We start from the raw sequence: 14,307 nt of genomic DNA, 5'->3' as shown, positions 1-14,307 counted from the left end.
GGTACATGAGGTTGTGCTTTCAACGTAATTTTTGTTTTATTCGGTTGCATTCCATACCTACATCATATCCATGATGATTTCCATCAGCTTCAACTTCCATACTGGGATGATCCATTCCCGCTCCATCTGCTGATGAGACTAGGATACGGGCATACCAAATGACTAACCATTCGTCAGATTCCCAAATCCCTGTAAGCCATATCCTACACTGATGAAATCCGCGCGCCCCTATATTTACTGGTAATCTTTGGCAATTTTATCTGTCACCTGCTTACCTTCTCGTTCCGCTTTCTCAATTCCATCTTCAATCGCCTCTTGTGCTTCTTGCTCATCGGCTTCAGTTTGTTCCAGCTCTTCTTGTACTTGCTCAAATACCCGACCTGTTTGAAGCACCACATATACAGGGAAATGATCTGAACCAATATGTGGTAAACGCTGCATCTGCACTAAGGCAAAATCCGTACTGTGAAAGACATGATCCAATGACCAGCGCAGTAAGGGATAGTCGGCATGAAAAGTATTGACAAAATGTCGTCCGACTCGGGGGTCTAGCAGCCCACTGATCCGTTGAAAAAGTCGTGTCGTACGCGACCACGCCACATCATTCAAATCCCCCATCACAATGCAACTTTCATCCAAATCTTTAATCTGATCCCCGACTATTAATAATTCAGCATCACGTAAAGTAGAGTCTTTGGCTTCGGTCGGACTTGGTGGTTTCGGGTGTAAGCAGTACAGTTGCACTGGCTGTCCTGACCTTAAGATGACTGTGGCATGAATCGAAGGAATTTCATCGCTCAAAATAAACTTAACTTCAATATCTTCAAGCGCTAAACGACTATACAAATGCATGCCATACAGATTATCCAAAGGCACTGCAACCCGATAGGGATAGTCATCTTCCAGTACACTCAAGGCTTGTTCCCAATGTGCATCCGACTCTAAAGTCAAAATCAAATCCGGTTGATGCTGACGAATCTGTTGCAATAATAAGTGATATTGAGTATTAGGCGTTAGTACATTCGACACAATTAAAGAAATCTGGCATTCTGGCTGTAACTCTGTTTTGGCAACCGTTTTGACCTGCTTTTTCCACATAAAGGTATAAGGCAACACCATTTTGAGTTGGTACGCCACTGCCGCAATCAACCCCAGCAAAATGACTTCACGCACCCAATTCCAAGGAGCATCCCAAACTAACATCAAGATAAATGCAATCAACCCCAATGCCAAAATCTGTAAGCGTGGAAAATCTGCGCCTCGAAACCACCATTCATCTCGTGGAATCAGTGACCAGAAGCTTAACCAAATCACGACACATGCCAGCAACTCAACCCGGATCATAGATAGCCACTCTTATATTCTTAATTTTTTGTAGATTCATAAATTAATATCAATTTTGCATGTAACATAAACAAGATATATTGCACAATATAATTGCTGTTTTCATTGTGTAGTGCTTGCAGTTAAGCGCTCTTTTGATACACTCGAATCCCCTTTTAATTTTTAACGCACCGAGGCAAAGTGACATGAAAGTAGGTCTGGTCGGTTGGCGCGGGATGGTTGGTTCCGTCCTAATGCAACGTATGGTTGAAGAGAATGATTTTGCTCATTTTGAGCCATTTTATTTCTCTACCAGTAATGCAGGCGGTGAAGCGCCTGCGTTTGGCGGTAAAACTGCCCCAGCACTTATGGATGCATCAGACATTAACAGTCTGAAGCAAATGGATGTCATTATTACCTGCCAAGGCGGCGACTATACCTCAGAAGTTTTCCCGAAGCTCAAAGCAGAAAACTGGACAGGCTATTGGATTGATGCGGCATCTACACTTCGTATGGAAGATGAAGCCATCATCGTACTTGACCCTGTCAACATGAACGTGATTAAAGATGGTTTAGTGAACGGTACCAAAACATTCGTGGGCGGTAACTGTACAGTTTCACTGATGCTGATGGGCTTAGGCGGCTTATTCCAAAACAATTTAGTGGAATGGGCAACCTCGATGACTTATCAAGCAGCATCGGGTGCTGGTGCGCAAAATATGCGTGAACTCATCTCTGGTATGGGCTATTTGTACAACAACACCAAAGATTTGTTAGATGACCCACGCTCTCCAATTCTAGATATCGACTCTAAAATTGCGGAATTACAACGTGGCGAAGGTTTCCCTTCAGCAAACTTTGGCGTGCCATTAGCAGGCTCACTCATTCCTTATATCGACAAACAATTAGACAGCGGTCAGTCGAAAGAAGAATGGAAAGGTCAAGTTGAAACCAACAAGATCTTGGGCAACCAGCAAATCGTTCCGATTGACGGTCATTGTGTGCGTATTGGTGCGATGCGTTGTCACTCTCAAGCTTTAACTTTGAAGCTGAAGAAAGACGTGCCTCTCGATGAAATCGAAGATATGTTACGTAGCGCGAACCAATGGGCAAAAGTGGTTCCAAATACCCGTGAAGCGTCTATGACGGACTTAACACCTGTGGCTGTAACAGGCACATTAACTGTTCCTGTTGGTCGTCTACGCAAATTGAATATGGGCAAAGAGTACTTAGGTGCTTTCACTGTCGGTGATCAATTGCTTTGGGGTGCTGCGGAACCCTTACGTCGTATGCTCCGTATCCTGATTGACTACAAAAATACTTAAGCATTTACCCGCTAAAGTATTAAGCCGATCACATTTGATCGGCTTTTTTTTGTAACCTCAATGTTAACGTTTTACAAATAACACACAACTCGCTAATCTATAATTTTCGCTTTGCGATCTGTGACCGAGCTAAAGATTAAGATGACCGTAAATAACAAATTAAAGATAGCCATTTTAGCCATTATTGCTTCGCAAAATGTGAATGCGATCACTATTGATCCTATTCAAATTCAGTCTGCATCTGGGGAACTGTTGTATGCAGAATTGAACTTTCACGATGCCGATCCGAATGCTCCCATTCAAGCCAGTCTAGCCAGCGCAGAAGATTTGATGTCTCTTGGTGTCATGCATCAGCCACCCAGTAATCTGAACTTTTTTACCCGTCGTACCAGCGCCAGTACCGGTGTGATTACGATTACTTCTTCACGCCCTTTAACTGAAGCAGAACTGAACATTGTCGTCAAAATCAAAGAAGGCAATGCGGCACGGCTACAACATATTAAAACAGCCAATAAACGCTCAGCAGCACTTCAAGCACGCGCGAATAATAATGAAAAAGCCTTAAAACCGGTGGTGATTGTCAACGAAAAAGATATTGCGCTGAACTTACCTGTCAGCACACAATTCAATAGCTTAAAAACAACAGCTGCGCCGACGACAAACACGACGCCCCTCAAACTCAATAACCATACTCCACCAAGCATGAGTGCGACCGCTATTGCAGCACCAACGCAAGTTATTTCAGTAGCCTCTGCACAAATTGCAGCAGCGGCTCAAACTTCAGCTCCACGTGTTGAACCGATTACGCAAGCAAAAAAATCAGCAGATCCGTTGGTGCAAAAGTATGCAGATTCAGTTCAAAAATCAGATGCACCAATTTCTGCACAGGCCAGCCCACAACCTAGTCCATCGACAGCAAAAACAACACCTGCTGCACCTGCAACTACTGCACGCCAAGCCGCACCTCAAAGTGCCCATGTAGTTCGGTCGAATGAATCTCTCTGGGGCATTGCATCGCGTATTGCTGCTGAAGAAAACCTTCCTGTCGGTGAAGTCATGCAACAAATTAAAGCCAAGAATGAACATGCCTTTATTCAAGGTGACATAAACCGTTTACGTCGTGGTGCTAACCTCAATTTAACGGGCCTACAAACAGCAAAATCAGAGCAAAAAGTCTCCGTTTCATCACTTCCAAAACAAAGCTCACAGCAATCTGGCAAGGCGAAATACCGCCTCAATCAAGCCGAGATGAGCTTGGTGGCAGAGAAAGAGCAAGATTCAAGTCACGGTTCTGCCAAGAAGTCGACAGAAAAGAATCAAACATCAAACGAGTTGTCATTAAAAGTTATGACATCTCGTGAAAAAACCGTTAAATTACAGAGAAACGTAACACAATTAGAAGTGGCACTTAATCAGAAAGATCAGAGAATTCAATTACTAAACGCTCGTCTTGCACAATTGCAACAACAATTGAAAGCACAACAAACTGAGAAAAAGCCAACACACTAAAGTGTTATTTTGATTATTTGATTTTGGATGAACTTGCACAAAGACAAGTTCAAAAGGGGTAAAACATGCTTATTTATGTGATTCCATTTATCTTACTATTGGTTGTTGCCATAGTCTTAAAAAAGCGTGAGGCGAGTAAAGAAGCAGAACCAAAAACTCAAAAAACGGTTGCTGCAAAAAATAAAGCCAAAAAAACCAGTTCGTCTAAAAAATCCCCGCAACAAACTCAAGTCGTTAAAGATGTTGTTGCTAAAAAAGCCACAACACCACTTGCTACAGATCTACGTAATAAAATTGAAGGGCAAATTCGCGACCGTAATTTCTTCTCAGCTGAAGCACAAATCAACCAAGCCCTAAATAAAGATAATTCACAACACGAATTATATTTACTGCTGCTCGATATTCACTTGCTCCAAAAAGATGAGTTTGCCATCAGCCAATTGCTGAATCATTTACGTTCTTTAGAACTAGATGATATTTTGGCGCAAGCAGAAGCCAAAAAATCGGATTACGATCAATTACATCAAAATAGCTCTGACACGATTGAGTTTAAACCAACTGAAATTGCACCATCTGCACCAAAACCTGTAGAAGCAACTAATACTGCTGACTTCGATGCCCTGATGTCATCAAATAATCCTGTGCAGGCTTCTGTTATTGAACCGGTTCAAAACATTAAACCGCTTGATTTTGATGCCTCAGCATTTATCACTACAACAACAGCCGCACCTGAACCGAGCATCGAAGTTCAAAGCTTAGATTTTGATATCTCTAGTTTAAATACTCCAAAAGCAGAACCAGCCAAACCTGCTGAAGAACTTAAACCGCTCGATTTTGGTTCACTCTCTTTAGAAAGCACACCTGCTCAACCAGCAGAAACAGCTGCAGCTGACATCCAACCTTTAGATTTTTCGTTCAATCTCGACACAGCGCCGACAACAGCACCAGAAGCAGAAATTTCGCCGCCTGCTGTAGATGAGCGTCCTGAATTTACATTTGATTTTTCAAGCGAATCTACGACTGAAGCAGCAAAAGACATCCCTGCTTTTTCTTTCGATACGGTTAGTCCAAGTGAAGCGATAGTAGAAGAAACACCAGCAGTCGTTACGCCAAGCCTCAGCTTGAGTCTAGAGTCTACTGCACCTGCTAATACGGTGGATCAAAGCGATCCTCTGGTGCAGTCTTTCCCTCAACTAAGCGAAGTCAATGAAATACACTTAAACCTTGAATTGGCTGAGCAATACATTCAACTTGGCGCTTTCGAAGCTGCACGTGAAATTTTGGTTGAACAAGAAACAAATTACAACAGCGAGCAGCGTCAGCAGGCTGAACAATTGCTAAGTCGCATAGCATCCTAAGCCATTTCGTTTTAAACTAAAGCAGTCATCACCGACTGCTTTTTTTATAATGAAAAAAATTGCGCTTATCTATATGGGTGGAACCTTTGGCTGTATTGGCGAACCCTTACAACCAATGCCTGCCGAAGACTTTATTCCCAAGCTCACACATGTCTTGCCGATTCATCTCGACATTGAATGTTTTATTGCACCTGTCATTAAAGACAGTAGCGCCTGCACGGCTGAAGACTGGTTATTGCTAATTCAGCAGATTCAACAATTGCAACTGCAACAATTCCAGCATTTTGTCGTGATTCATGGCACAGATACCTTAAGCTATGCCAGTGCTGTCGCGGCACACTTTATTGCAGATTCCGCACGTGTGGTTTTCACAGGTAGCCAATATCCATTACTTAATGTACAAGGTACAGATACGCGTGAATTTAGCGATGCGATTAGTAATTTGAATTTTGCCTTAGATGCGGTGATGAAACATCCTGTCGGAGTGTATCTAGCTTTTCATCAACAGGTATTGCATGCGCAAACCGCGTTAAAACGACATACCACAGAACTGGATGCTTTTACAGGCGTCATGGCTGAACAGCCGATTCCACATAGCTTAAAAACACACATAGTACAAACAGGTGATGTAGAACAATCCCACCAGTTCAATTGCCTCAATCTGATGATGCAACCTGTTGCCTTAGCTCAACAATTGCAGAATTTGAAAAACCTGCTTACAGCCCCACCACATTTCCTCATTTTGCAAGGTTTTGGAACGGGTAATTTAGCTGTGAATGCCGAGTTGATAGCACTTTTCGATGAATTTTACGCACAAGGCTGTGTTGCTATTTTAAGCACCCAAGTCCCTTTCGGCCGTACTGATCAGCGCTATGCAGTTGCCGCGTGGACAACTCAGGCCAAAATAATTGTCAGTGATTGCCTCGGGCATGCAGATCTGTATGCCAAAGCCCTTAAAATGTATTTACAATACCCCACTGCTGAAGCGCGCTTCAGCGATTGGCATGATTTGGGTTAATTTGAGGTACATATGCAACGTTTTGCGATCGGCATTGAGTTTTGTGGTACACACTATCGTGGTTGGCAAACCCAGCAAACAGGTGTGATCAGCGTACAAGAGACGATTGAAAAAGTACTGTCTAAAATTGCCAATGAACCGATTAGCTTACATGGTGCTGGTCGTACCGATGCGGGCGTCCATGCCACCAATATGGTGGCGCATTTTGATAGCTCGGCACTTCGTTCAGAGCGCGGTTGGTTAATGGGTAGCAACAGCCAACTGCCAAAAGATATCTCGATCCAATGGATCAAAGCGATGGATCAAGACTTTCATGCACGCTTCAAAGCGCAGGCACGTCGTTATCGTTATGTGGTCTATAACCACCCACAACGCCCTGCTCTTATGTATAAACAAGTCACACATGCCTATTATGCGCTAGATGTGGCGAAGATGATGCAAGCCGCGCAAAAGTTCGAAGGCACGCATAACTTTGAAAGCTTCCGTGCAGCCGCATGCCAATCCAATCAACCTGTCCGCCATGTCAGCCATTGTCGCTTAATTCAACATGGTCCATATTTGGTCCTCGACATTCAGGCTGATGGCTTCTTACACCATATGGTCCGCAATATCATGGGTTGCTTACTAGAAATCGGGCAAGGTATGTATGAAGTCGAGCATATTGAGGCTATTTTCGCAGCAGAAGACCGTAAAGCCGCAGGCATTACTGCCCCCCCTGATGGGCTATATTTCATTCATGCCGACTATCCAGCGCAGTTTGAGCTACCAAAGCAGCCGCTTGGGCCACACTGGCTCAATATGCCTGAATAATTTATTTTTTAATCCTCCCCCCTAGCCTGCTTTTTCAAAGGAAAGGGAGAAATTCCTCCCTTTTATAAAGGGAGGTTAGGAGGGATTTCTTAACGCTGCTTACGCTTGCGATATTCCACTGGGGTTTCATTGGTCCAGCGTTTAAACGCACGATAGAAGGTACTTGGCTCAGAAAAGCCCGTCAAATACACGATACGCTCTACACTTTCAGCCGTATTGGCCAAAAGTTTTTTCGCCAACCGGCAGCGATAATCAGACAAAATTTGCTGGAAGCTAGTATTCGCCTCACTAAGCTGTGTTCGTAAACGTCTTGGGGTAATACTGAGCTGAGAAGCCACTGTTTCAAGTGTGGTTTCGCCACTTTCTAGGGTTGAACCTATCGCGCGACGCACCTCACCCACCAAATCATAGCGGGCTAATTCTTGAAGTTTTTCAATCGCTAACTGCTCATGCAGTTGCAATAATTCAGGTTCCGCCTGCCACAACGGATAAGCCAAAATACTTGGGTCAAAATATAAGCGAGTTTCTTTTTGTCCTAGGCTGACAGGGCACTCATATACACGGAAATACTCATCATCAAACGCGCCTTTACTGAAGTTAAAATCAATATAGATCGGTTCAAAACGCCCTTCAGTAATAAATTTAAAGAACCGTAAAATACCGGACATGGCACATTCAGAAAAATGTCGATTGACTAAATTCTCAGCCCAAGGTTGTTCCCCATTGGTCAAATAACACCTGTCATCTTCAACCACTAACTTGGCATGAAAGGCATCACTGATCAAGCGCTGATAAGCCAAAGCGCGTTTCAAACCCTCACCAAAGTTTTCCGATGAAATAAACAAATGCTCAATCACTTGGCCACGGTATAAAGGCAGATTTTCACCCAAATGTAGACCGATGTCTGGATCTCGGCTCACTTCTTCTGCGGCCACCCAAAAAGCGTATTGCGCGCTCAAAGGCGTACGCTCATTGGTTTCCATCTGATTTAACGCAACACCCGCCTTTGTTAAAATTTCTTCTGTTGGCAACCCTGAACGACGAATCGCTTGGTAGCCTAATCGCAAGACAATCGATGCATCAGTTAGCTGACCCACGCTAGAACCTTCCTTGTATGTTCTTCATTTATACACAAAACATTAAAATTAGATTAACTGCGATTGACCGAACTGACAACAACTTATACAGTTTTTTTGTTGAAAATATTTATTCCTCTTGTTCGCTTATTTTACTGACAGATGATCAGGCAACCGCCCATTCCGCCTTGTTTTATGCAAAAAAATTGACTATAATTTGCGCCTTTCCAATTTATTCATTCAGGTAGGCTATGGCCAATAAAGAGGAACTCATCGAGTTCGAAGGCGTTGTCACCGAGACGCTTCCTAATACTATGTTTCGTGTACGTTTAGAAAACGGTCATGAAGTGATTGCTCACATCTCTGGTAAAATGCGTAAACACTATATTCGTATTTTGACTGGCGACAGTGTTAAAGTAGAAATGACACCTTATGATTTATCTAAGGGTCGTATCACTTATCGTGCGCGCTAAGTTTTAGCGAAGCGAAAAAGCCACTTTTTAAGTGGCTTTTTTAATGTCTGCGCTCAGACTAAAACGTTATGAATCAACTATATTCCAAGCAAAAATCAAACTATAATTAAATGAGATAACAACCTAATACGCCAAAACAATAATGAAGACGACTTCAACGAAGCTCGCTATTTTACTGTTCCCCATACTCTGTGTTGCTTGTGCCACAACAAGCGAAACTCGGCTCAAGCAAACCTTACAACACTATATCGGACAATCGTCACATCAAGTTCAAAATCAACTTAACCTCAATAGCATGGGTTATAAAGTGCTCGGTGCTCCTGTATATACCCCAGAGAAACTGACCTAAACTCTGTTACGTAATATGCCTATTCCGATGGTAACCCCCAATCTTGGAACCAGTGTCAGTATGGGTGCGCCCATTCCGACACCTTTCAGCGGTAGCCTGAATATTGAAATGAAATGCAACATTGAGTTCAGACTGCATGATGATCTTGTGGAATCTATTCACTACATCGGCAAAGCGTGTTAGCGGCTGCGTTATGTTGAGTCGCCTACATACCGTTTATCTCAAATTACTCGAAACATACTCAAACGAACGTTCAGATATACAATACTAAAAGGGTCTTTCTCTGCTTAGGGGATGATCATGAAGCCCTTTATTGTCAGTTTTTTTAGTTCCATCTGCTTTCTACTGCTTCAAGCTTGCAGCAGCTCTCCAACGCAACACCAGACCGTCGTTTCACCCGCTAAAATTGCGCTCCCCGACTATTTAGAACAATATATCGGTCAAGATGTATCGAGCATTCGGAGCGAACTCAACTTACGTCAACTCGGTTATGAAACTTTAGGTACGCCGATTCAAACACCAAACCAACTGAGTTATACCATTGTCAGACGGATTCAAATTCCAACTCCTATGCCCACTATGCGCAGTGACAGCAGTGTCGGTGCGATTCCCATTCCCACACATACACCTTTTTATGATGTTCAGTTAGAGTGCCAAGTCCATTTTTTATTAAAAAATAATATTGCGCAATCAATTCAATATCGGGGTAAAGCTTGTAAAGGTTATTAAATTTTGGGCATAAAAAAACGCAGCGGATAGCTGCGTTTTCAAATTGTTTTGGCTTAGTGCAGTGCAGCCACAACCGCCTGCCCCATTTCCGCAGTACCCACTTTGCTCATGCCTTCAGACATGATATCAGCGGTACGCAAGCCTTGATCTAGGACATTGCCTACTGCATCTTCAATCGCTTGAGCAGCAGCTTCTTCACGGAAGGTATATCGCAACATCATAGCTACTGAAAGAATAGTGGCTAATGGGTTGGCAATATTTTGTCCTGCGATATCGGGCGCCGAACCATGGCATGGCTCATACATCCCTTTTGAATTTTCATCTAAGGATGCAGATGGCAACATCCCAATTGAGCCTGTCAACATCGCGGCTTCATCAGACAAGATGTCACCAAATAAGTTACCTGTCACAATCACGTCAAACTGTTTAGGCGCGCGCACCAACTGCATTGCAGCATTATCGACATACATATGCGACAAGTTAATGTCTGGATAGTCAGCTTCTTTCATCGCCGTTACGGTTTGCTTCCAAAGCTCCGTCACTTCAAGTACGTTAGCTTTGTCAACAGAACAGACTTTTCCGCCACGTAAACTAGCCATTTCAAAAGCCACTTTCGCAATACGCTTAATTTCAGACTCAGCATAAACGTCAGTGTTAAAGCCTTGTTTTTCACCATTCTCAAGCTCACGAATACCACGTGGCTGACCAAAGTAAATTCCGCCAGTTAATTCACGAACGATAAGAATATCAAGACCTGCAACAATTTCAGGCTTTAAGCTTGATGCATCTGCCAATTGCGGATACAAAATGGCTGGACGTAAGTTCGCGAATAAATTCAATTCACTACGAATTTTTAACAAACCACGCTCTGGACGAATCGAACGCTCAATGTTGTCCCACTTCGGACCACCCACCGCACCGAGTAAAATCGCATCTGCATTTTTGGCTTGTGCTGCAGTCACATCTGGATAAGGTGAACCGTGTGCATCAATGGCAGCCCCACCGAGTAGGCCCTGTTCCCACGTTAAACCTAAATTGAATTGATCATTAACTCGTGTAAGTACCTGCTCTGCGGCTTTTACAATTTCAGGACCAATGCCGTCACCAGCCAAAATCAAAATATGTTTAGACATGAAATATTCCATTGTTGGTGAGTTCTGACTCACACGATTAAAGTTTTTGTTCTACAAACTCGCCCAAGCCATTTAAGACATTGTAAGGTTTGCAAAAACGACGAATTGTTCTTTGGCTTTGCTTTAAATCGACACACAAAGGGTCAGGTGCAGACATATTCAACAAACTTCCCTGATGTCGACTGCGCGCACGGAACATCCTAAAGGTGTAGCGTTCCGCAGGCTTAAAACGATGAATCACATGCAGCGTTTCAGCGCGATCGACCGAAACGGGATAGAAGCGAATCACCAGTTCATGTTGCCCCGCTGGCACTGACAGAAACAAGGCATTCGCTTCATTCAAATCATCTCGTTTTAGACGCACGACCTTCTCTCGAATGGCCTCACGGCTGACACGATGATTGTCTGCATTCACAATTTTGATCTGATTCCATCGCTCAAATTCGCAGTTCACCGTACCAGTACAGTAAAGCTGCGCATTATTTTTACTCGCTGGGGTATCCTGAATCCGCTTTATGCTTGCCGTATTCATGCTTTGGCAGGCAGTTAATGTTCCCACCAACGCCAGTAGAGCGATACGACTGTAACTCGTCACCATTGTTCAAGCCCAACCTTTACCAGTAGCAAAACGTTTAAAATTCTTTTGCTCGATATTAACAAGAGATGGACCCAAGCACTAGATGCATCGAATTTTCAATTAAGCATGAATTTCAGCAAATACCCACGGACGTGATGCTTTGGTCTTTTCTTCATAGGCTTTGATGTCATCTGCGACCTGTAAAGTTAACCCAATATCATCCAAACCATTTAACAAACAGTGCTTACGAAATGGATCGACTTCAAATGTGAAGGCTTCACCCGATGGTGTACGCACTTCTTGCGCGTCCAAATCAATCGTCAGTTGGTAACCTTCTGTTGCTGCACATTCTTTGAAAAGTTGATCAACAATCTCTTCAGACAAAATCACAGGCAACATGCCATTTTTGAAACTATTATTGAAGAAAATGTCGGCATAGCTGGGCGCAATCACAGTACGGAAACCATATTCTTCTAATGCCCACGGCGCATGTTCGCGGCTTGAGCCACAACCAAAGTTCGCACGAGAAATTAAGATGCTTGCACCTTGGTAACGTGGCTGATTCAATGCAAAATCAGGGTTTTTAGGACGTTTAGAATTGTCTTGCCCCAAAAAACCTTCATCTAAATAACGCAATTCATCAAATAAGTTTTCACCAAAACCCGTGCGCTTAATGGATTTCAAAAACTGTTTTGGAATGATCAAGTCTGTATCGACATTGGCACGGTCTAAAGGTGCAACGATACCTTGTTCAACGGTATATTTTTTCATGTCTATGCTCCCAAGCCCGAATTAAAATGAACGCACATCGACAAAGTGACCTGCAATCGCTGCTGCGGCTGCCATTGCTGGACTCACCAAATGCGTACGACCGCCATTGCCCTGACGACCTTCGAAGTTACGGTTAGAGGTCGATGCACAGTGCTCACCGGGTTGTAATTTGTCTGCATTCATGGCTAAACACATTGAACAACCTGGCTCACGCCATTCAAAGCCCGCTTCAATCAAAACTTTGTCTAAGCCTTCAGCTTCTGCTTGCGCTTTGACTAAACCAGACCCTGGAACCACCATGGCCTGTTTAATGGTACTTGCCACTTTTTTGCCTTTGGCCACTTCCGCTGCGGCACGAATATCTTCAATGCGAGAGTTGGTACATGAACCAATAAAGACACGGTCTAACTGAATATCTGCCAACGCCTGACCTGCGGTTAAACCCATGTAGTTATAAGCACGCGTCCAATCATTGCGTTGCACTTCATCTTTGGCTTGTTCTAAAGTTGGTACAGCTTGAGTCACTGGAATCACCATTTCAGGCGATGTGCCCCAAGACACTTGTGGCTCAATCTCTTCACCTTGCAATACAACTACAGTGTCAAAATGCGCATCTGCATCCGAATGTAAAGTATTCCAATACGCAACTGCAGCATCCCACTGTGCGCCTTGTGGTGCATATGGACGGTCTTTGACATAGGCAATGGTTTTGTCATCGACAGCCACCATACCCACACGTGCGCCGCCTTCAATCGCCATATTACACACCGTCATACGACCTTCGATCGACATATCACGGAACACTTGACCACCAAACTCGATGGCATGACCTGTACCGCCTGCAGTACCAATTTTACCGATGATGGCTAAAACTACATCTTTCGGTGTTACACCATGACCCAATTGACCATCAACACGTACCAACATGTTTTTCATCTTCTTTTGAACCAAGCACTGGGTTGCCAATACATGCTCCACTTCAGATGTACCAATCCCGTGCGCCAAACAGCCGAATGCACCATGTGTTGCCGTATGAGAGTCTCCACAGACCACAGTCATACCCGGTAAAGTCAAACCTTGCTCAGGCCCGACCACGTGAGCAATACCTTGACGGACATCATTAATGTCGAACTGCACCACATTAAAGGTTTTACAGTTGTCGTCTAAGGTTTGAACTTGGATACGTGAAGTATCATCTTCAATACCTGCTATTCCCTCTGAACGCTCTTTGGTCGATGTTGGAACGTTATGATCAGGAGTTGCTACATTCGCACTTAAACGCCATGGTTTACGACCCGCAAGTTGTAAACCTTCAAAGGCTTGCGGAGAAGTCACTTCATGTAATAAATGACGGTCGATATAGAGTAAAGCCGAGCCATCGTCGCGTTGTTTTACTAAGTGGTCATCCCACAATTTGTCATACAATGTTTTTGCTTGTTGGTTTTCGCCTGCCATGTCGATTGACTCCACTGGACTGGGTAATTCTTTCATTAAAATCGATTATAGCGACGATTTCACATAAATCTAATTTATCATTTTTATTAATTTAAAAACTTTTTGGAATTATTTTAAATTCATACCTCTTTGTTTCAATCCTTTGATTGCAAGCCCTCACTGCTGGTTTTAATTCAAGCGCTATACGCCTATTTATCAACCTCTTGTAGACCTCGCAGTATATTTCCCAGCTCACCCATGCAAGGTTTATCTCCCCTATTTAGACCAATACTTTTTAAGGCTCGCTTCGTTGATGTGAATAATAAGACAGCGACCTATGCATAGACTAAAGAGTGAAATCTACAGAAGCTTGTTTGCTCACGTCAAACATTCCAAACAATCGACTACGTCACCTTACATTC

14 protein-coding genes are annotated in these 14,307 nt (G+C 43.4%); 8 read left to right on the top strand and 6 right to left on the bottom strand.

Annotated elements, in window-relative coordinates; genetic code table 11:
- Window positions 1-234 precede the first annotated feature (234 nt).
- Window positions 235-1,344, bottom strand: a complete 1,110-nt coding sequence (locus MN200_RS02420; RefSeq protein ID WP_058868879.1) for an endonuclease/exonuclease/phosphatase family protein — start codon at window positions 1,342-1,344, stop codon at window positions 235-237.
- A 185-nt stretch (window positions 1,345-1,529) separates the two neighbouring features.
- Between MN200_RS02420 and asd the strand changes: the two genes are divergently transcribed.
- The 5 genes from asd to truA all read left to right on the top strand — a co-directional run bounded on the left by asd (window position 1,530) and on the right by truA (window position 7,343).
- Window positions 1,530-2,648 (top strand): aspartate-semialdehyde dehydrogenase, encoded by a 1,119-nt coding sequence (gene asd, locus MN200_RS02415; protein ID WP_004692521.1) that lies wholly within the window; start codon window positions 1,530-1,532, stop codon window positions 2,646-2,648.
- 141 nt (window positions 2,649-2,789) lie between these two features.
- Window positions 2,790-4,157: a hypothetical protein gene (locus MN200_RS02410; protein ID WP_058868878.1), complete on the top strand. Its 1,368-nt coding sequence runs from the start codon at window positions 2,790-2,792 to the stop codon at window positions 4,155-4,157.
- Window positions 4,158-4,222: 65 nt separating this feature from the next.
- The gene (locus MN200_RS02405) at window positions 4,223-5,515 is read left to right on the top strand and encodes a hypothetical protein (protein WP_058868877.1); all 1,293 of its coding nucleotides are present in this window, start codon (window positions 4,223-4,225) and stop codon (window positions 5,513-5,515) included.
- Between the two features lie 49 nt (window positions 5,516-5,564).
- Window positions 5,565-6,533 (top strand): asparaginase, encoded by a 969-nt coding sequence (locus tag MN200_RS02400; protein ID WP_058868876.1) that lies wholly within the window; start codon window positions 5,565-5,567, stop codon window positions 6,531-6,533.
- 12 nt (window positions 6,534-6,545) lie between these two features.
- Window positions 6,546-7,343 carry a tRNA pseudouridine(38-40) synthase TruA gene (gene truA / locus MN200_RS02395; protein ID WP_058868875.1) on the top strand — a complete coding sequence of 266 codons (798 nt, stop codon included), beginning with the start codon at window positions 6,546-6,548 and terminating at the stop codon, window positions 7,341-7,343.
- Window positions 7,344-7,432: 89 nt separating this feature from the next.
- Here the strand turns inward: truA and MN200_RS02390 are convergent, their stop codons facing one another.
- Window positions 7,433-8,440, bottom strand: a complete 1,008-nt coding sequence (locus MN200_RS02390; protein WP_005400861.1) for an AraC family transcriptional regulator — start codon at window positions 8,438-8,440, stop codon at window positions 7,433-7,435.
- A gap of 230 nt (window positions 8,441-8,670) precedes the next feature.
- On the opposite strand from MN200_RS02390, the gene infA reads away from it, so the two are divergent.
- The 3 genes from infA (at window position 8,671) to MN200_RS02375 (ending at window position 9,970) form a co-directional block, all read left to right on the top strand.
- Entirely contained in the window at window positions 8,671-8,892 is a 222-nt protein-coding gene (infA, locus tag MN200_RS02385; protein ID WP_004692529.1) for a translation initiation factor IF-1, read from the top strand.
- 142 nt (window positions 8,893-9,034) lie between these two features.
- The gene (locus MN200_RS02380) at window positions 9,035-9,241 is read left to right on the top strand and encodes a hypothetical protein (RefSeq protein WP_081313221.1); all 207 of its coding nucleotides are present in this window, start codon (window positions 9,035-9,037) and stop codon (window positions 9,239-9,241) included.
- Between the two features lie 300 nt (window positions 9,242-9,541).
- Window positions 9,542-9,970 carry a hypothetical protein gene (locus tag MN200_RS02375; protein ID WP_242760019.1) on the top strand — a complete coding sequence of 143 codons (429 nt, stop codon included), beginning with the start codon at window positions 9,542-9,544 and terminating at the stop codon, window positions 9,968-9,970.
- Window positions 9,971-10,023: 53 nt separating this feature from the next.
- Here MN200_RS02375 and leuB read toward each other — a convergent pair whose 3' ends face one another.
- From leuB to leuC, 4 genes are all read right to left on the bottom strand, one after another.
- Window positions 10,024-11,103: a 3-isopropylmalate dehydrogenase gene (gene leuB / locus MN200_RS02370; RefSeq protein WP_242760017.1), complete on the bottom strand. Its 1,080-nt coding sequence runs from the start codon at window positions 11,101-11,103 to the stop codon at window positions 10,024-10,026.
- A 37-nt stretch (window positions 11,104-11,140) separates the two neighbouring features.
- Window positions 11,141-11,701, bottom strand: a complete 561-nt coding sequence (locus MN200_RS02365) for a hypothetical protein (RefSeq protein WP_242760016.1) — start codon at window positions 11,699-11,701, stop codon at window positions 11,141-11,143.
- 99 nt (window positions 11,702-11,800) lie between these two features.
- Complete coding sequence (gene leuD / locus MN200_RS02360; RefSeq protein ID WP_004692538.1) at window positions 11,801-12,451, bottom strand: 3-isopropylmalate dehydratase small subunit; 651 nt, start codon at window positions 12,449-12,451, stop codon at window positions 11,801-11,803.
- Window positions 12,452-12,472: 21 nt separating this feature from the next.
- Complete coding sequence (gene leuC / locus MN200_RS02355; protein ID WP_058868871.1) at window positions 12,473-13,906, bottom strand: 3-isopropylmalate dehydratase large subunit; 1,434 nt, start codon at window positions 13,904-13,906, stop codon at window positions 12,473-12,475.
- Window positions 13,907-14,307 lie beyond the last annotated feature (401 nt).

The organism is Acinetobacter sp. LUNF3 (genome assembly GCF_022699605.1).
GTDB classification, from domain to species: Bacteria; Pseudomonadota; Gammaproteobacteria; order Pseudomonadales; family Moraxellaceae; genus Acinetobacter; species Acinetobacter johnsonii.
Note: the sequence above shows the minus strand (reverse complement) of the source record. Positions and strands in the feature narration are given on the sequence as shown.